The following is a 17,481-nucleotide window of genomic DNA, read 5'->3' on the forward strand; positions in this document are numbered from 1 at the left end:
CGCGTCCGCCGTCAGTCGTCGCCCGCGACCGGCTGGGACGACGACGCCGTCGTCACGACCACGGCGTTGCCGACCGGAGCCTCTTCAAAATCGGCGTCCATCACCTCGATCTCGCTGCGGACGGGTTGCGTCAACAGGTCGATCACCCGAACCAGAGTGTCGCGCAGGTCGCGGCGGTGGACGACCATGTCGACCATGCCGTGTTCCAGCAGATATTCCGACCGCTGGAAACCCTCGGGCAGAGTCTCGCGGATCGTGCCTTCGATGACGCGGGCGCCGGCGAACCCGATCTGCGCGCCCTTTTCGGCGATGTGGATGTCGCCCAACATGGCGAAGGAGGCGGTGACGCCGCCGGTCGTCGGATCGGTCAGCACGACGATGTAGGGCAGACCGGCTTCCTTGACCATCTCCACCGCGATGGTGGTGCGCGGCATCTGCATCAGCGACAGAATGCCTTCCTGCATCCGCGCCCCGCCCGAGGCCGGGACGACGATCAACGGGGCCTTCTTCGCCACCGCCAGCTTGGCGGCGGTCAGCAGCCCTTCGCCGACGGCGACGCCCATCGAGCCGCCCATGAAGCCGAAATCAAAGACGGCGACCACGGCGGACAACCCGCCGATCAACCCGTTGCCGACGACGATGGCGTCGGTGCGCCCGGTCTTGGCCTGCGCCTCTTTCAGGCGGTCGGTGTAGCGCTTCTGATCGCGGAATTTCAGCGGATCGGCGACCGACTTGGGCAGTTCCACCCCGTCATAGGCGCCGTCGTCGAAGATCGATTGCAGCCGCTTGATCGGGTCGAGCCGCATGTGAAAGCCGCAATGCTGGCAGACATGCAGATTCTCTTCCAGCTCGCGGTGGAACAGCATCGCCTCGCAGCTCGGGCATTTGTGCCAGAGGTTGTCGGGAACCTCCTTGCGGGCGTAGAGGGCGCGGATCTTGGGGCGGACGTAATTGGTAAGCCAGTTCATGGAACGCCTTTCAACGACACGGCGATGCGCTCGATGTCTTTGGCGGTCTCCGCGACATCGGGGATTTCGGTCAGGAGGTCGCCGTGAGCGATCTTGTTGCGGGTGTCGTAAAGCTCTTTGATGAGCTTGTAAACGGTCCTGCCCTTGTCGGTCAGGAGGGCGACGCGATCCATGAAGTGGATGTTGCGAACACCCCGTTGCCGGAGCACCTCCCAAGCCCGCCGTTGAGTCCAATCGGGCAAATCGCATCCTGATCGGATTGCATCCTCGCAAAGCCGGTTCACTTCCGTCTCAAGCTGGGTGAACAGAAGAACGAAATAGGCTTGGCGGTTGATGGTGCTGCTTCTCAGCATCTCCTGCAACAGGGAGATGTCGGCGTTGTCCGCAATCGCCTTGAGCGCACGCTGATCGGAATCGGCGTTGGTGATCGTGAAGGCGGCGACGACGTCGTGGAAATGCTTCACCGCCTGCCCTCAAGAAGCCCGTGCAGGATGTCGGCGCTCCATGGATCGCCGCCGCGCTTCCAACTGTCCGCATCCCAGTAAACCCAACGAAGACGCCCGTTGTCGTCTTCCTTGGCCAGCAGGGTCTCCCAGCGGTCATTGCCGATGCCGATTCTCACACGCCCTCGCGTGAACATCACCCAACGCCCATCGGGGCGGAAGATCAGCACCCGTCTGCCATCGCGGCGAATCTGGAGCATCGGCGCCTCGTAGGGTGGAAGCTCCAGCGCTTGCAGCATTTGTTCATAGACCGGGGCGACCCATGACAGATCCGCTTCATAGCCCATACCCTGCGGCAACCAACCGATGACGTCGCGGTAAAGCGCGTCGATCCGCTGTTTCCAGTCGGCGACTTCGGCCAGGACCTCCTCCCGGCTGGGAAGGAGGTTAGGCTCTGGCTCGTCATCGACTTCCTGGTAGGCCATGGCTTGGGTCTCCCGTTCGGAGTTCTTCCCTCACTATAGCCTACCCCCGCGCCCCGCGCACGCCCTCGGCCAGCTCGCGGACGAAGCCCAGCACATCCTCCACCACGCCGGGGCGCAACGCCCCGCTCTCGTCCAGCCCGTCGGCCAGACGGGTGACGATGGCCGAACCGACGACGGCGGCGTCGGCGACGCGCGCGATCTCGGCGGCTTGGGCGGGCGTCTTGATGCCAAAGCCGACGGCGATGGGCAGATCGGTGTGACGCTTCAAGCGGGCCACCGCCGCGTCCACGGCGGTGTTGGCGGCGCTGGCCGTGCCGGTGATCCCGGCGATCGACACGTAATAGATGAAGCCCGAGGTGTTTTGCAGAACGGCGGGCAACCGCTTCTCATCGGTGGTCGGCGTCGTCAGGCGGATGAAGTTCACCCCGGCCTTCAGCGCCGGGACGCACAGCTCGCCATCCTCTTCCGGCGGCAGATCGACGATGATGAGGCCGTCCACCCCGTCGGCCTTGGCGTCCGCCAGGAAACGGTCCACGCCATAGGCGTAGATCGGGTTGTAGTAGCCCATCAGGATGATCGGGGTGTCGGCGTCTTTCTTGCGGAAATTCCGCACCAGTTCCAGCGTCTTGCGGACGCTCATCCCGGCGGCCAGCGCCCGCAGGGACGACGCCTGGATCGCCGGGCCGTCGGCCATCGGGTCGGTGAAGGGCACGCCCAACTCGATCAAATCCGCCCCGGCGGCGGGCAGCCCATCGAGCAGCGCCTGGCAGGAGGCCGGATCCGGGTCGCCCGCCGTGATGAAGGTGATGAGACCGGCGCGGCCCTCGGCCTTCAACGCCTGGAAACGGCGGTCGATTCGCGATTCGGCGGGACGGCTTTCGGCAACGGCGTTCACAGGCTGACTCCCAGATGCTGGGCGACGGAGAAGATGTCCTTGTCGCCACGGCCCGACAGGCACAGGACCATCAGATGGTCTTTCGGCAGGGTCGGGGCGCGCTTGATGATTTCGGCGATGGCGTGGGCGGATTCCAGCGCGGGGATGATGCCCTCGGTCTTGGCGCAGAGCTGGAACGCCTCCAGCGCCGCCGCGTCGGTGGCCGAGGAGTATTCGACGCGACCGACGTCGTGCAGCCAGGCGTGTTCCGGGCCGACGCCGGGGTAATCCAGACCGGCGGAAATCGAATGGCCTTCCAGAATCTGGCCGTCCTCGTCCTGCAACAGATAGGTGCGGTTGCCGTGCAGCACGCCCGGACGCCCGCCGTTGATCGAGGCGGCGTGGTCGAGCGGCCCCTTCTCGATGCCGCGCCCGGCGGCCTCGACCGCGATCATCTGAACCGACGGATCGTCGAGGAAGGGGTGGAACAGGCCGATGGCGTTCGATCCGCCGCCGACGCAGGCGACCAGCGAATCGGGCAGGCGGCCTTCCTGCTCCTGCATCTGGGTCTTGACCTCGTCGCCGATGACCGATTGGAAATCGCGGACGATGCTGGGGTAGGGGTGGGGACCGGCGGCGGTGCCGATGATGTAGAAGGTGTCGGCGACGTTCGTCACCCAATCGCGCAGCGCCTCGTTCATCGCGTCCTTCAGCGTCTTCGCGCCGGAGGTGACGGCGCGAACCTCCGCCCCCAAAAGCTTCATGCGGAAGACGTTCGGCGCCTGACGGGCGATGTCGGTTTCGCCCATGTAGATGACGCAGGGCATGTTGTAGAGCGCGCAGACGGTCGCCGTCGCCACGCCATGCTGACCCGCCCCGGTTTCGGCGATGATGCGGGTCTTGCCCATGCGCCGGGCCAACAGGATTTGCCCGATGCAGTTGTTGATCTTGTGCGCGCCGGTGTGGTTCAGCTCCTCGCGCTTGAAATAGATCTTGGCGCCGCCCAGCAGCTCCGTCAGCCGCTCCGCGTAATAGAGCGGGTTGGGGCGCCCGACATACTGCTTGAGCTGCTGGCGCATCTCGCCTTCAAAGGCAGGATCGGCGCGGGCCTCGCGGTAGGCCTTTTCCACGTCGAGGATCAACGGCATCAGCGTTTCGGCGACGTAGCGCCCGCCATAGATGCCGAAATGCCCCTGTTCATCGGGACCGGAGCGGTAGGTGTTGGGTCTGGTCATCGTCTGGGGAACTGCCTGAAGCGAGGTTGACGCGCCGTCAAAGGCGTCACCATAGCGGTGACGAGCGCCGATTTGAAGCGTCCGGCCAATCATCGGGGAAATCAATCCCGCAAATCAGACCGTTGCGCGGCGCCGCATCAGGAGATGGGGCGGTCTCCGGCCTCGACAAGCGGCGTTGCCGCCCATGGGCCGGGCGCTTACAGTGAAATCCCACGCCCCCGGCTGTTTTCGGAAAGCGCCGCCCATGCCCGCCCCCCTCTCCCCCACGCAACCGGAACCGACCGCGCCGCGCCGCATCCTGGTGGTGGAGGACAGCCCGCTGAACCAGATGATCGTCAACGCCGTTCTGACCGCCGCCGGTTATCGGGTGGAGATGGCCAACAACGGGCTTGAGGCGGTGATGGCGGCGCAGGCCGGCGGATTCGACCTGATCCTGATGGATCTGTCGATGCCGGAGATGGACGGCTTGACCGCCACCCGGCTGCTGCGCGATTTGCCCGGCCCCGCCGGACAGACGCCGGTGATCGCCATGACCGCCGACACCGACGAGGCCGACCGCCTGCGCTGCCGGGAGGCCGGGATGAACGACCATGTTTCCAAGCCGGTGGAGCGCGCCCAGTTGTTGAGCGTCGTCGCCTGCTGGCTGCGACCGGCGGACCAGCGTGGCGCGCCCGCGCCCTGCGCGCCCGCCCTGGATCGAACCGCCGACGCGGTGCTGGATCTCGACGTGCTGCGCCAGTTGGCCCAGGATCTGGACGATGATTTGCTGGCCGAGGTGCTGCAACAGTTTCTGGCGGAAACGCAGGACCGCATCATCCGCATCATCCAGGAACCCGACCTCGACGCCCTGACGCGCGAGGCGCACACGCTGAAAAGCACGGCGGGAACCTTTGGCGCGCACGCCCTGTGCGTGGCCGCCCGCGCCCTGGAAATGTCCTGCCGCGCCAACGCGGCGGCGGAGGTGCGGGCGCTGCGCTTCGACATCCCCCGTCTGGCCGAGGAGGCCATCGCCGCCTACCGCGCCGCCGGTTATCTGCCCTGAACGGTTATCTGCCCTGAACGGTCGTCGGCGCCAGCTTCAACACGGTTTTCCCCCTCCCTAACCCTCCCCCGCCTTTGGCGGGAGAGGGAACTCCGCCGCACGCCGACAAGGTTTCAGGCTCCCTCTCCCGCTGACAAGCGGGGGAGGGTCGGGGAGGGAGCAAGCGGGGCGAAAGCCCTTACAGCTTGCCTTCGGCCTGCCAGGCCAGACGCTTGCGGTAGATGGTGGACGCGCTGATTTGCAACAGGGCGGCGGCGCGCGGGATGTTGCCGTCGCAGGCGGTGATGGCGTCCTCGATGGCGTCCTTTTCAACCTCCCACAGCGGCTTGATCGCGTCGGGCGTCAAGGGCTGCGGCGCGCGTGGAGCCGGGGCGGCGGCCTCGAACACGGTCGGCGTCAGCGGAATCAGCCCCGGCGCGCCCAGCGGCGCGGGCAGCATCTGCGGCAGAACCGTGTCGCCATCGTGCAGAACGGCGACGATGCGCACGACGTTCTGCAACTGCCGGACATTGCCCGGCCAATGGTAATGGCGCAGCGCCTGTTCGGTTTCCGGCGAGAAATGGGTGAAGCCCTTGTTCTCTTCCGCCGTGAATTCGGCCAGATAATGGCGGGCGATCTCCAGCACGTCGTCCTCCCGCTCGCGCAGGGGCGGCAGGTGGATCGGGATGACGTGCAGGCGGTAATAGAGATCCTCGCGGAACCGCCCTTCCTCGACCTCGTGCAGGGGGTCGCGGTTGGTGGCGCAGACGATGCGCAGATCGACCTTTTCCAACCGCGACCCGCCAACCGGGGTGTAGGTGCCGGTCTGGATGAAGCGCAGCAGCTTGGTTTGCAGGTCCGGCGCCAGCTCGCAAATTTCGTCCAGGAACAGGGTGCCGCCGTCGGCCCGCGCCGCCGCGCCCTCGCGGTCGGCCACCGCCCCGGTGAAGGAGCCTTTCACATGGCCGAAGATCTCGCTTTCCATGAGATCTTTGGGGATCGCGCCGCAATTGATGGCGATGAAGGGGCGGCCCGACCGCTGGCTCTGCCGGTGAATGGCCTCGGCGCAGACCTCTTTGCCGGTGCCGGATTCGCCGGTGATGAAGACGGTGGCGCGCGACGAGGCGGCGCTGTCGACGATCCGATAGACCGCCTGCATCGCCAGCGACGAGCCGATGAAGCCGTGATAACGCGCGCGCCCCAGATCCTGTTCAAAGCTGTCGACGATCTGGGCCAGCCGCAGCCGCTCCACCGCGTTGCGCACGGTGACGACCAGCCGATCCGCCGAGAATGGCTTGACCAGGAAGTCGTAGGCGCCGTAACGCATCGCCTCCACCGCCGCGTTCACCGACCCGTGGGCGGTGATGACGATGACGGCGCAGGGCAGGGCCTGGGCGTTGATCCGCTTCAGCACCTCCATCCCGTTCATGTCGGGAAGCTGAAGGTCGAGCAGCACCACCTTGGGCGCGCCGTCGGCCAGTTGCTCGATGGCGGCGGCGCCCGTCTCCACCGCGACGACGGTGTAGGCTTCCTTCTTCAGGAATTCCGCGTAGACGCGCGCCAACGACGGCGTGTCTTCGATGAGCAGAACGGGAATGGGGCCAATGGGCATGCGGAATCGGCACGCTGTGGTGGAGAGGAAAACGCTTCGCGTTCCATGTCTAGCAGATATTTTGTGAAAACCCACCCTGCACAATCGTTAACGCTGATGAAACAGACGAAACCGTGATCGGCAAGATTGCTGCGTCGGGTCAGCGCCTGGGAAGCGGCGCGGAGGGAGGCGAGACCGGACGCCGCTTGTCGCGGTCGGCGCGATGGACTATCTGCAACGGGTCGGGGCAACCCCCGAACCAACCGGGAAGATGGGGTAGGGCCATGGTCGATCACGCCAGTTTGTCCGGCAAGCGCGTCCTGCTGGTGATCGCGGGCGGCATCGCCGCTTACAAGTGCCTTGACCTAATCCGCCGCCTGCGCGAACGCGGCGTCCGCGTCCGCGCGGTGTTGACGGAGGCGGGCGCCCGCTTCGTCACCCCGCTGTCGGTCCAGGCGCTGACCGAGGACACGGTTTACCGCGATCTGTGGTCGCTGACCGACGAATCGGAGATGGGGCACATCCGCCTGTCGCGCGAGGCCGATTTGGTCGTCGTCGCCCCCGCCACCGCCGATCTGCTGGCCCGCATGGCGGCGGGCATGGCCGACGATCTGGCCGCCACCGTCCTGCTCGCCACCGACAAGCCGGTGTTGGTCGCCCCGGCGATGAACGTCCGCATGTGGGAACATCCGGCGACGCAGGACAACATGGCCCGGTTGGAGCGTCGCGGCGTGCGGCGCGTCGGCCCCAACGACGGGGTGATGGCCTGCAACGAGTTCGGGCCGGGCCGCATGGCCGAACCGATGGAGATCATCGACGCTATCGCCGCCCATTTCGCCGCCTTGGCCTATAGACCATTGTCGGGCAAACGCGCCTTGGTGACGAGCGGCCCGACGCACGAACCCATCGACCCGGTGCGCTACATCGCCAACCGCTCGTCCGGCAAACAAGGCCACGCCATCGCCGAGGCGCTGGCCCGGCTGGGGGCCGCCGTCACCCTGGTCAGCGGCCCGACCCGGCTGCCCGACCCGCCGGGCTGCGCCGTGGTCGCCATCGAAACGGCGCGCGAGATGCTGACCGCCTGCGAGGCCGCCCTGCCGGTGGACATCGCCGTTTGCGCGGCGGCGGTCGCCGATTGGCGGGTCGCCGGAACGTCGGACCGCAAGCTGAAAAAGGACGGCGGCGGCCCGCCCAGCCTGTCCCTGACCGAAAACCCCGACATCCTCGCCACCCTGTCGCAGGCCGGGCCGCGCCGCCCGGCGCTGGTCGTCGGCTTCGCGGCGGAAACCGGCGACGTCGTGGCCTACGCCACGGCCAAGCGCGCCCGCAAGGGCTGCGACTGGATCGTCGCCAACGACGTCTCGCTCGGCACCACCACCTTTGGCGGGGCCGACAACACCGTCCACCTCATCCGCGCCGACGGGGCGGAGGCGTGGCCGACCATGGGCAAGGACGCCGTCGGCGCCCGACTGGCCGAGGCCATCGCCGCTCATTTCCAAACACCCGCGCCCTGATCCGCCCGCCCTGACCGGAGACGTTCCGCCGATGACCGCCGACACCCCCGTGATTTCCTTCCTGCGTCTTCCCGGCAACGCGGATCTGCCCGTCCCCGCCTACGCCACCGCCGGGGCGGCGGGGTTCGATCTGCGCGCCGCCGTTCCAGCGGGAGAAACCCTGCGGCTCGATCCCGGCCAGCGGCTTTTGGTGCAGACCGGCTTCGCCGTCGCCGTGCCGCCGGGGTGGGAGATGCAGATCCGCCCGCGTTCCGGTCTGGCGGTGAAGAACGGCGTCACCGTGCTGAACAGCCCCGGCACGGTGGACAGCGACTATCGCGGCCCGGTCGGCGTCTGTCTGGTCAATCTGGGAAGCGACCCCTTCGCCATCGCCCATGGCGACCGCATCGCCCAGGGCGTGATCGCCCGCGCCCCCCAGGCGCGGCTGGTCGAGGTCGCCACACTGGACGCAACCGAACGCGGCGCGGGTGGCTTCGGCTCCACCGGAATCGCCTGAACCGGAAAGACGAGAGGCGTGTCAGCCGCTCAATCTAGCCGCCCAATCTACCCGCCCAAGGGCGGCGCGTAGAGCAGGCCGCCGGCGTTCCACAGGGCGTTGGCCCCGCGTTCGACCCGCAACCCTGAGCTGCGGCCCAAATTCCGCTCGAAAATCTCGCCATAATTGCCAATTTTCCCGACCATCCGCAGCGCCCAATCATCGTCCAACCCCAGATCCTGACCAAATCCCGGACTGCTCCCCAACAGGCGGCGGGTTTCGGCGTCGCCAAGGCTTTTTTGGGCGGCGGCGTTGGCGCTGGTGACGCCCTTTTCCTCCGCCGCCAGCAGCGCCAGCACCATCCAGCGCACGATGGCCTCCCACCCCCGATCATCGCCGCGCACCATGGGGGCCAGCGGTTCCCGGGTGATGATGTCAGGCAAAATCAGATAGTCCCCGGCGTTCGGCGCGCTTTGCGCCCGTTGGCCGTACAAGGCGAGACGATGGCCCGTGTACAGGTCGCAATGATGGTTGAAGAAGGCGCCCAGCGCCCCTTCGGTGGAGCGCGCCCGCTTGACGACCAACTGGGCGGCGTTGCGGCTGATCCAGCTTTCCAGGCTGCTGGCCGCCGTGGTCCCATCGACCACGCAAACGCTCGCCGTCCCGGCTTGGGCCAGCGTCGCGATTTTCAGCGAGCGGTGAACCATCAGGGCTTGGCCGTCGAACAGATAGACGACGGGAAAGGCGACCCCCTGGCCGCGTTCGCGTTCCTGCGTCCAGGTCGTCGCGTCCATCACCACATCGACCGCGCGGTCGCGCAGAACGGCGAAGCGGTTTTCAGCGCCAACCTCAACAAAGGCCACGGCCTCGGCCTTGCCCAACGTGGCGACGGCCAAGGCGCGGCACATGTCGGGGAACAAGCCGCGCCACACCCCAGCCTCGTCCAGCGTGGACAAGCCCAAACCGCTGGGCGCCACGCCGCAACGCAACACCCCCGCTTGACGCGCCTGCTCCAACGTTCCCGCCGAACCGCTTGTCACGACGCACAGGGACAGCAGCAGAATCACCAGGATTCGGATCGTCATCAGTCCGCCATCCCCGAAAAAAGACGCTGTGATTGCGTGAGACCGCCAAGGGAACCCCGCCGCGCGAACGCGCGCGCGATGAGCGCTGCGTCCAATCTATGTTCAGCACGGTGAAACACTGATTAACGCCGCCCCATCCAGGACTTGGCCGATCGCGTCGCGGCCAAACGGAAAAGGGCGCCTCCCGCAGGGGAGGCGCCCTTTCCAAAACCTGTCAGCGCGGGGGGCCGAAGCCCCCAGGCCAGACCAATCAGCGGATCATTCCGCCTTCTTGGTCAGGTCTTCGCCGGTGGCCTGATCGACCTGCTTCATCGACAGCTTGACCTTGCCGCGATCGTCGAAGCCGATGACCTTGACCTTGACCGAATCGCCCTGCGACACGACGTCCGCCACCTTGGCGACGCGCTGCGGCGACAGTTCCGAGATGTGAACGAGACCGTCGCGCGACCCCAGGAAGTTCACGAAGGCGCCGAAATCGACGACCTTCACGACCTTGCCGGTGTAGACGACGTTCATTTCCGGCTCGGCGACGATGCCCTTGATCCATTCGATGGCCGCTTCGGCCTTCTTCTGGTCCACCGCCGACACCTTGACGGTGCCGTCGTCGTCGATGTCGATCTTGGCGCCGGTCTGCTCGACGATCTCGCGGATCACCTTGCCGCCGGAACCGATCACGTCGCGGATCTTTTCCTTGGGGATGTTGATGACGGTGATGCGCGGGGCGTTCTCGTTGACGCCGTCGCGGGCGCCGGTCAGCGCCTTCGACATTTCGCCGAGAATGTGCAGGCGGCCATCCTTGGCCTGACCCAACGCGATCTTCATGATCTCCTCGGTGATCGAGGTGATCTTGATGTCCATCTGCAACGCGGTGACGCCGACCTCGGTGCCCGCCACCTTGAAGTCCATGTCGCCCAGGTGATCTTCGTCACCCAGAATGTCCGACAGAACCGCGAAGGCGTGGTCTTCCTTGATGAGGCCCATGGCGATGCCCGCCACCGGACGCAGCAGCGGCGCGCCCGCGTCCATCAGCGACAGCGAGGTGCCGCAAACGGTCGCCATTGAGGAGGAGCCGTTCGACTCGGTGACTTCCGACACCACGCGCAGGGTGTAGGGGAAGTCTTCCTTCTTCGGCAGCAGGGGATGGATGGCGCGCCACGCCAGCTTGCCGTGACCGATTTCACGACGACCCGGCGATCCCATGCGGCCCGCTTCACCCACCGAATACGGAGGGAAGTTGTAGTGCAGCATGAAATGTTCGCGGTATTCGCCTTCCAGCGCGTCGATGATCTGCTCGTCCTGGCTGGTGCCGAGCGTGGTCACGACCAGCGCCTGGGTTTCGCCACGGGTGAACAGGGCCGAACCGTGGGCGCGCGGCAGAACGCCGACTTCCGACACGATCGGGCGGACCGTCTTGGTGTCGCGGCCATCGATGCGGCGACCGGTCTTCAGAACCGCGCCGCGCAGGATGTCGGCCTCAAGCTCCTTGAATTCGGTGCCGATCTGCTGGGCCTCATACTCGCCCGCCAGCGTCTCCAGGGCCTTCGCCTTGGCGGCGCCGACCTTTTCATAGCGCGACTGCTTGACGGTTTCCGTGTAGGCGGCCTCGACGGCGGCGCCGACGACGTCGCGCAGACGGGCCTTCAGGGCCTTGCGGTCATAGGCGGGTTCCGGCAGATCCCACGGCTCCTTCGCCGCCAGTTCGGCGAGGTCGATGATCGCCTCGATGACCGGCTGGAAGTTCGTGTGGCCGAACATGACGGCGCCCAGCATGACCTCTTCGGTCAGCTCCTTGGCTTCCGACTCGACCATCAGCACGCCTTCGGTGGTCCCGGCGACGACGAGGTTCAGGTCGGTGTCGGCGATCTCGTCGGCGGTCGGGTTCAGAATGTACTGGCCATTCTTGTAACCAACGCGCGCCGCGCCAATCGGGCCGAGGAACGGAACGCCCGAAATCGTCAGCGCGGCGGACGCGCCGACCATCGCGACGATGTCCGGATCATTTTCCAGATCATGGCTGAGAACGGTGCAAACCACCTGGGTTTCGTTGCGGAAGCCCTCGGCGAACAGCGGACGGATCGGCCGGTCGATCAGACGGCTGACCAACGTTTCCTTTTCCGTCGGACGGCCTTCGCGCTTGAAGAACCCGCCGGGGATCTTGCCAGCGGCGAACGCCTTTTCCTGATAATTGACCGTCAGCGGGAAGAAATCGATGCCCGGCTTCGGCGCCTTGGCGGCGACGGCGGTGCACAGGACGGTGGTGTCGCCATACGTCACCAGCACGGCGCCATTGGCCTGACGAGCGATCTTGCCCGTCTCCATGACCAGCTTGCGACCGCCCCATTCGATTTCTTTACGATGCACAGTAAACATTGAGTCTTTCCTTCCATCCGACACCCGAGACGGCCGGATTGCCGCCCAGAGCCAGGGCCGCCAGTCGTAAGGCCCCGCAGAGATTATGATTGTCGAAACATCAGAGAATTGGCGTGAAAAAGGCCGGTTCCCGAGGCATCGGGCCGGCCTGTTCCTCACAAAGCTCTAAACACCAATGACACAAAAAAATGCGCGCTTCCAAAAACGAACGACGCCCCAACCGGCGCACCGCGCCCGCCGGAACCCGAAGGCGCGGCGAGGCGATGGCTGGTCAGGGCGTTGCATCCGGTCACAGGCTGAACGGCGCGTCGATCAACGACGCAGGCCCAGACGCTCGATGAGCGTGGCGTAACGGGACTGGTCCTTCTTCTTGAGGTAATCAAGAAGACGACGACGCTGACCAACCATCACCAGCAGACCACGGCGGGAGTGGAAGTCCTTCTTGTGGCCCTTCAGGTGTTCAGTCAGGTTGCTGATCCGCTCGGTCAGGATCGAAACCTGGACCTCGGGCGAGCCGGTGTCGGCTTCACCGCGCGAATATTCCTTAATCAGCTCTTGCTTGCGCTCGGGCGTAATCGACATCGGGGTCTCCTAAATGTTCAGAGGTTGAGCACGCGCACCGGACGGACCTCCGCCCCCTCGACCCGCGCCAGCGCCACCGGCTTTCCGCCGAAAAGCGCAATGACAGCGCCATCCCCACCAACAGCCCCGCGAAGCGCCTCCAGGCGTTCGCGGTCTTGTCGGGTGAGGAGAGCCACCGTCTGGCCGTGTCTCAGTCGGTGCGCTTCCGCTTCGGTCAGGGCCAGCGCCGGGATGTCGTCCAGCGCGGTCTCGATCGGCAACAGAAGTCGTTCGACGGCGGCACCTTGCTCCAAGCCCGCCAATTCGTCCAGGGAAATCGCGTTGTCCAGGGTGAAGGAGCCGACGCGCAGGCGGCGCAACAGCGCCACATGGCCGACCGTGCCCAAGGCTTCGGCCAGATCGCGGGCCAGCGAGCGCACATAGGTGCCCTTGCCGCAATCCACCTCGAACAGCGCGTGGTCGTCGTCGATGATCTCGACCAAATCGAAGCGGTCGATGCGCACCCGGCGCGAGGCCAGATCCACCACGTCGCCCTCGCGCGCGATGTCATAGGCGCGCTCGCCGTCGATCTTGATGGCGCAATATTGCGGCGGCACCTGGTCGATCTCGCCCAAAAAAGCGGGCAGGGCGGCGTTGATCGCGTCGACGGTCGGGCGCAGGGTCGAACGGTCGATCACCTCGCCTTCGCGGTCGTCGGTGCTGGTGCGTTCGCCCCAGCGCACGGAAAAACGGTAGGTCTTGGCCCCGTCCATCGCGTAGGAGACGGTCTTGGTCGCCTCGCCCAGCGCGATGGGCAGAATGCCGGTGGCCAGCGGGTCGAGCGTGCCGCCGTGACCGGCCTTTTCCGCGTTCAACAGGCGCCGCACCTTGGACAGCGCCTGAGTCGAGCTGATGCCTTCGGGCTTGTCGAGCACGATCCAGCCATGGATCGGCTCGCCCTTGCGCTTACGAGCCACGACGCTCGCCCTTGCCGCTCTTGTCCTCGTCGTCCAGCGCGGCGGCGTCTTCGTCGCTCTCGCGGTCGAGGTCGTCGTCCTCGTCGTCGGGGGACTCGTCGCCGTCCTCCTCGTCATCCCACGAATCGTCGTCATCCTCCTCGTCGTCATGGTCGTCGTCGCCGTTGACGCGGCTCAGGTCACGGGCGACCGCCGGGCTGTGCAGGATGGTGTCGATGTGGTGGGCGTAGTCGAACGAGGTGTCGCCCTCAAAGACCAGGGTCGGGGCGTGGCGCAGATTGACCATGCGGGCGACTTGCCCACGCAGGAAGGCCGCCGCCCGGCGCAGAGCCACCGACGCCTCTTCCATCTGACCGCCGCCCAGCGTGGCGAAGAACACCGTGGCGTTGCTCAGATCGGGGCTGATCCGCACCTCGGTGATGGTGATGTTGAAAGAGGACAATTCCGGGTCGTAGAAATCCCCCCGACGGAACAGATCGGCCAGAGCGTGGCGCAGTTCTTCGCCGACGCGCAATTGCCGCTGGGACGGGGGTTTTCCGGCGTTGACCGCGCTGCGCTTCTTGCTCGCCATGGGGTGTTCGTCTTTCGTCGCTGTCGTGTCGTGTCGGACGGCTGTGGATCGCGGAACCGGAACCGGGGTTCAGGACCAGAGAACCGGCGCGTCATAAAGTGTGACCATTCGGTCGGCGCTGACCAGGGCGAAGAGCGTGTGTTTCGCAGCAGGTCACGCGGGTGCGGAGGACTCTTGCAAGGTCAACTCCGGCCAATCCTCATCAAGAGCCAGACCGTAAAAACTCTTAAGAAGGTCCTCGGGCAAGGGATCATCAAAATCGTCGGCGATCCAAATCAACCCTTTGGCAAGGCCAAAGCGAACGGAAGGTTTGGATGAAATCAGCGTTTCCGACAGCGGCGCCCGGTCCATGCGTCACGCCCTTCCGATAAGGATGCGGAAAACCCGCCCGCCCCTGGTTGAGACAACCAAGGGCGGGCGGGCGATCCAAACCCGCTTGGCTTTACAGCTCGCGGGCGATTTCCTCGATCTCGAAGGCTTCGATCTGATCGCCCGGCAGGATGTTGTCGTAATTCTCGAAGGCCATGCCGCACTCGTAACCCTCGCGGACGTCTTTGACTTCGTCCTTGAAACGCTTGAGCGTCTTGAGCGTGCCTTCGTGGATGACGACGTTGTCGCGCAGCAGTCGGACGCCGGCGCCGCGCTTGACGGTGCCTTGCGTGACCATACAACCGGCGACCTTGCCGACCTTGGTGATGTTGAAGACCTCGCGGATCGTCGCGTAACCGATGAAGCGTTCCCGCAACGTCGGCGACAGCAGGCCGGTCAGCGCCGCCTTCACATCGTCGATCACGTTGTAGATGATCGAGTAGTAGCGGATTTCCACCCCGTCCCGCTTGGCCATGTCGCGGGCCTGCGGGTTGGCGCGGACGTTGAAGCCGATAATCATCGCGTTCGACGCGTTGGCGAGCGTGATGTCGGATTCGTTGATCGCGCCGACCGAGTTGTGCAGAACGCGGACCTTGACCTCGGTGTTTTCGGCCGTGAGCTTCTCCAGCGAGCTGGCGATGGCTTCGATCGACCCCTGCACGTCGCCCTTGATGACGACCGGCAGTTCCTTGGCTTCGCCCGCCTGGATGCGGCTGAACATGTCCTGCAACGAGCCGCGCGCCGTCGCCGCCACCGTCGCTTCGCGCTTCTTGCGCTGACGGAATTCGGCGATTTCACGGGCGCGCGCTTCGGTTTCGACGACCGAGAAGTCGTCGCCCGCCATCGGCGTGCCGTTCAGGCCCAACACCTCCACCGGGACGGCGGGGCCGGCCTCGGTGACGTTCTGGCCACGGTCGTTGATGAGGGCGCGGACGCGGCCCCATTCGGCGCCGGTGACGAACACGTCGCCGACCTTCAGCGTGCCGCGCTGGACCAGCACGGTGGCGACCGAACCACGGCCACGCTCCAGCTTCGCCTCGATGACGACGCCTTCGGCGCTGCGGTTGGCGTTGGCGCGGAGTTCCAGAATTTCGGCCTGAAGAAGGATCGCCTCTTCCAGCTTGTTCAGGTTCCGCTTGGCCTTGGCCGACACCTCGACGTCGAGCACGTCGCCGCCCATCTCTTCCACCACCAGCTCATGCTGGAGCAGTTCCTGACGGACCCGTTCCGGCTTGGCGTCGGGCAGATCGCACTTGTTGATGGCGACGATGATCGGAACCTTGGCCGCCTTGGCGTGGCGGATGGCTTCGATGGTCTGCGGCATGACGCCGTCGTTCGCCGCCACCACCAGCACCACCACGTCCGTGACGTTGGCGCCACGGGCGCGCATCTCGGTGAAGGCGGCGTGGCCGGGGGTGTCGATGAAGGTGATCTTGGCGCCCGACTCCAACGTCACCTGATAGGCGCCGATGTGCTGGGTGATGCCGCCGGCCTCGCCCGACACCACGTCGGTCTGGCGCAGCGCGTCGAGCAGAGAGGTTTTGCCGTGGTCGACGTGGCCCATGATCGTGACGACCGGGGGACGCGACACCAGAACGGCATCCGCCTCCTCGTCGGCGCGCAGACCGATTTCGACGTCCGATTCCGACACGCGGCGCACGCGGTGGCCGAATTCGGTAATCAGCAGTTCGGCGGTGTCCGCGTCGATCGGCTGGTTGATCGTGGCCATGACGCCCATGCGCATCAGCGCCTTGATGACGTCCGCGCCACGCTCGGCCATACGGTTGGCGAGTTCCTGCACGGTGATGACTTCCGGCAACACGACGTCGCGCGTCACCTTCGCCGTCTCCTGACGGCTCATCAGGCGAAGACGTTCGCGTTCACGGGCGCGGCGGACGGCGGCCAGCGACCGGGTGCGGTCGCTGCCATCGTCGCTGAGCGCCTGCGACACGGTCATCTTCGACCCCTTGCGGCGATCGCCGCCGACCGGCGCCTTCGCGGCGGGACGGGCGGGCGCGGCCTTCGCCGGACCACCAGGACCGCTGCGGCCACCCTTGCGGCGGTTGTCGTCCTCGTCCTCGGCGCGGGCCGGGGCGGCGGACGCGCCGGGCGCGGGGCGGGCGTTGTCCGTGCCGCCGGGACGCGCCGGAGCGGCGGACGAGCCGGGGCGTGAATCGCCGCCCGAACGGGACGGACCGACGCCAGCGGGGCGAGCGCCCGCGCCGCCGTCTCGGCTGCCGCCGTCACGGCCATCACGACCGCCAGCGGCCTCGCGGCGCGGAGCCGGTTCGGCTTCGCGGCGCTTGGCCTCTTCGGCTTCCTTGCGGCGGGCCTCTTCTTCCTTGCGGCGGCGCTCGGCCTCCTCGGCGACCTTGCGCTCCTCTTCCTGAATCGCGCGCATCTCTTCCAGCTCGCGCTGGCGGAGGGTCTCGGCGTCTCGGATGATCGGGGCGATTTCTTCAACGGGGGCGGGGGGCGGCGCGGCCTCGGCGGCGGCGGCGGCTTCAACCGCTTCGGCGGCGGCGGCCTCGGCGCGGACGGCTTCGTCCTCGGCGTCGATGCGGCGCTGCTCTTCCTCCTGCACGGCGCCACGCAGGGCGCGCATGCGGGATTCCAACTCCTCGCTGGTCAGTTTGCGGCCGCCCGTGGGGGCGCCGCCACGCGGTCGTTGACCGGCCGCGCCACGAATGGGCAAGCCCTGGGCGGCCTGACGAGCGGCGGCGCCGCCATCGGCGATGCCGGGGACGGCGCCCTTTTCTACGTGACGCTTGCGCTTGACCTCCACGGTCACCGCTTTAGACCGGCCATGGGAGAAGCTCTGCCGGACCTGGGTCTCGACCGGCTTCTTCGACTCCAGCTTCCCTTTGCCGGAGCCGGAGAGGTGCAAGACTTTCTTCTGGTCCTGGTCGTTGCTGTCGGTCATCGGTTCCCGAATGGTCAGA

At 66.3% G+C, this 17,481-nt stretch carries 16 protein-coding genes; 3 read left to right on the plus strand and 13 right to left on the minus strand.

Annotation, left to right across the window (positions count from 1 at the left end):
* Positions 1-11: 11 nt before the first annotated feature.
* The 5 genes from accD to trpB are packed head-to-tail and all read right to left on the minus strand — an operon-like array spanning position 12 to position 4,005.
* The gene (accD, locus tag ACODS4_RS01370) at positions 12-968 is read right to left on the minus strand and encodes an acetyl-CoA carboxylase, carboxyltransferase subunit beta (protein ID WP_488859963.1); all 957 of its coding nucleotides are present in this window, start codon (positions 966-968) and stop codon (positions 12-14) included.
* Complete coding sequence (locus tag ACODS4_RS01375; protein ID WP_488859965.1) at positions 965-1,432, minus strand: hypothetical protein; 468 nt, start codon at positions 1,430-1,432, stop codon at positions 965-967. Before ACODS4_RS01375 ends, accD begins: the two co-directional genes overlap by 4 nt.
* Positions 1,429-1,896, minus strand: a complete 468-nt coding sequence (locus ACODS4_RS01380) for a hypothetical protein (RefSeq protein ID WP_488859967.1) — start codon at positions 1,894-1,896, stop codon at positions 1,429-1,431. Before ACODS4_RS01380 ends, ACODS4_RS01375 begins: the two co-directional genes overlap by 4 nt.
* 40 nt (positions 1,897-1,936) lie before the next feature.
* Positions 1,937-2,791, minus strand: coding sequence for a tryptophan synthase subunit alpha (gene trpA / locus ACODS4_RS01385; protein WP_488859969.1), 855 nt, complete (start codon positions 2,789-2,791; stop codon positions 1,937-1,939).
* Entirely contained in the window at positions 2,788-4,005 is a 1,218-nt protein-coding gene (trpB, locus tag ACODS4_RS01390) for a tryptophan synthase subunit beta (RefSeq protein ID WP_488859971.1), read from the minus strand. Before trpB ends, trpA begins: the two co-directional genes overlap by 4 nt.
* A 244-nt stretch (positions 4,006-4,249) precedes the next feature.
* Between trpB and ACODS4_RS01395 the strand changes: the two genes are divergently transcribed.
* Positions 4,250-5,047 (plus strand): response regulator, encoded by a 798-nt coding sequence (locus ACODS4_RS01395; RefSeq protein ID WP_488859973.1) that lies wholly within the window; start codon positions 4,250-4,252, stop codon positions 5,045-5,047.
* Between the two features lie 178 nt (positions 5,048-5,225).
* On the opposite strand, the gene ACODS4_RS01400 is transcribed toward ACODS4_RS01395, so the two are convergent.
* Positions 5,226-6,638, minus strand: a complete 1,413-nt coding sequence (locus tag ACODS4_RS01400) for a sigma-54-dependent transcriptional regulator (protein WP_488859975.1) — start codon at positions 6,636-6,638, stop codon at positions 5,226-5,228.
* 263 nt (positions 6,639-6,901) lie between these two features.
* Here ACODS4_RS01400 and coaBC point away from each other — a divergent pair, with 263 nt between their 5' ends.
* Both coaBC and dut read left to right on the plus strand, forming a co-directional pair.
* The gene (coaBC, locus tag ACODS4_RS01405) at positions 6,902-8,131 is read left to right on the plus strand and encodes a bifunctional phosphopantothenoylcysteine decarboxylase/phosphopantothenate--cysteine ligase CoaBC (RefSeq protein WP_488859977.1); all 1,230 of its coding nucleotides are present in this window, start codon (positions 6,902-6,904) and stop codon (positions 8,129-8,131) included.
* Between the two features lie 31 nt (positions 8,132-8,162).
* Positions 8,163-8,627, plus strand: coding sequence for a dUTP diphosphatase (dut, locus tag ACODS4_RS01410; RefSeq protein ID WP_488859979.1), 465 nt, complete (start codon positions 8,163-8,165; stop codon positions 8,625-8,627).
* A 47-nt stretch (positions 8,628-8,674) separates the two neighbouring features.
* On the opposite strand, the gene ACODS4_RS01415 is transcribed toward dut, so the two are convergent.
* The 7 genes from ACODS4_RS01415 to infB form a co-directional block, all read right to left on the minus strand.
* On the minus strand, positions 8,675-9,691 hold the full coding sequence (locus tag ACODS4_RS01415) for a transporter substrate-binding domain-containing protein (protein ID WP_488859981.1): 1,017 nt from the start codon (positions 9,689-9,691) through the stop codon (positions 8,675-8,677).
* Between the two features lie 258 nt (positions 9,692-9,949).
* On the minus strand, positions 9,950-12,061 hold the full coding sequence (pnp, locus tag ACODS4_RS01420; RefSeq protein ID WP_488859983.1) for a polyribonucleotide nucleotidyltransferase: 2,112 nt from the start codon (positions 12,059-12,061) through the stop codon (positions 9,950-9,952).
* 312 nt (positions 12,062-12,373) lie between these two features.
* Positions 12,374-12,643 (minus strand): 30S ribosomal protein S15, encoded by a 270-nt coding sequence (rpsO, locus tag ACODS4_RS01425; protein WP_119831611.1) that lies wholly within the window; start codon positions 12,641-12,643, stop codon positions 12,374-12,376.
* A gap of 17 nt (positions 12,644-12,660) precedes the next feature.
* Entirely contained in the window at positions 12,661-13,599 is a 939-nt protein-coding gene (gene truB / locus ACODS4_RS01430) for a tRNA pseudouridine(55) synthase TruB (protein ID WP_488859985.1), read from the minus strand.
* Positions 13,589-14,170 (minus strand): 30S ribosome-binding factor RbfA, encoded by a 582-nt coding sequence (gene rbfA, locus ACODS4_RS01435; RefSeq protein WP_488859987.1) that lies wholly within the window; start codon positions 14,168-14,170, stop codon positions 13,589-13,591. Before rbfA ends, truB begins: the two co-directional genes overlap by 11 nt.
* A gap of 153 nt (positions 14,171-14,323) precedes the next feature.
* Positions 14,324-14,521 (minus strand): hypothetical protein, encoded by a 198-nt coding sequence (locus ACODS4_RS01440; protein ID WP_488859989.1) that lies wholly within the window; start codon positions 14,519-14,521, stop codon positions 14,324-14,326.
* Positions 14,522-14,612: 91 nt separating this feature from the next.
* On the minus strand, positions 14,613-17,462 hold the full coding sequence (gene infB / locus ACODS4_RS01445) for a translation initiation factor IF-2 (protein ID WP_488859991.1): 2,850 nt from the start codon (positions 17,460-17,462) through the stop codon (positions 14,613-14,615).
* Positions 17,463-17,481 lie beyond the last annotated feature (19 nt).

The organism is Azospirillum sp. FG154, assembly GCF_057809575.1.